The sequence below is a fragment of the Bordetella trematum genome, from assembly GCF_900078335.1.
Taxonomy (GTDB): domain Bacteria; phylum Pseudomonadota; class Gammaproteobacteria; order Burkholderiales; family Burkholderiaceae_B; genus Bordetella; species Bordetella trematum.
This window is the reverse complement of record NZ_FKBR01000002.1, coordinates 1-608: the sequence shown is the minus strand read 5'-3', so window position 1 is coordinate 608 and position 608 is coordinate 1. Positions and strand designations below refer to the sequence as shown.

The following is a 608-nucleotide window of genomic DNA, read 5'->3' as shown; positions in this document are numbered from 1 at the left end:
AAAGCGGCTTTCCTGCAGGCCGATGGACAGCAGCATGACGCGGGCAGCTGGCGTATCCATGCCAGGGGGCAGCAGGGCCAGCGCCGGGTTGATTGCCCACTTGATGATCTGATCCAAGGTCACAATCAGCCCTCCCCGCCACGGCGCCAGCCCAACAAACGCCCGCGCACCTCACCCAACCAGGCCAAAAGGCCCTTCTCTCGCATGCTGGCCATACAACGCATGTACGCCCCCAATACCCACCACGCCGGCAGCCCCGCGAGCAACATGCACGGCCCGAGCATGTAGAGCATGGCCAGCAAGCTGTCCTCGCCAGTCCCGGCACGCTGCGCCAGCCAATGCGCCTGCTCTGCCAGCGAAGGACGCCAGGACAGCATTCCGATAGCCAGCAGCGGCCCGAATGCGAACGAGCTAACCACCGTACATACAATCCGCGTGACGAACTCCCGCGCCGTGCGGGGCGGCATGATCAGCAGCCCCAAGGCTGCCGCCAGAGCCGCCGGCAGTCCGAACGCCAGCGCCAGCTTGATTGCCGCCCAGCCCCCCACCCCCGTGGTACTCGGTTCCATACACTTGCTCCTTTGATGGGTTTGCATTGCTGCCCTCCC

Annotated in this window: 1 protein-coding gene; it reads right to left on the bottom strand. The window is 65.3% G+C overall.

Going from position 1 to position 608, the window contains the following annotated elements:
- Positions 1-125: 125 nt before the first annotated feature.
- Positions 126-569, bottom strand: coding sequence for a hypothetical protein (locus A7V84_RS00095; RefSeq protein ID WP_063491431.1), 444 nt, complete (start codon positions 567-569; stop codon positions 126-128).
- Positions 570-608 lie beyond the last annotated feature (39 nt).

Excerpts from the sequence above, each read along its gene's own strand:
- A7V84_RS00095 (WP_063491431.1), bottom strand. The coding sequence starts at position 569 with ATGGAACCGAGTACCACGGGGGTGGGGGGCTGGGCGGCAATCAAGCTG.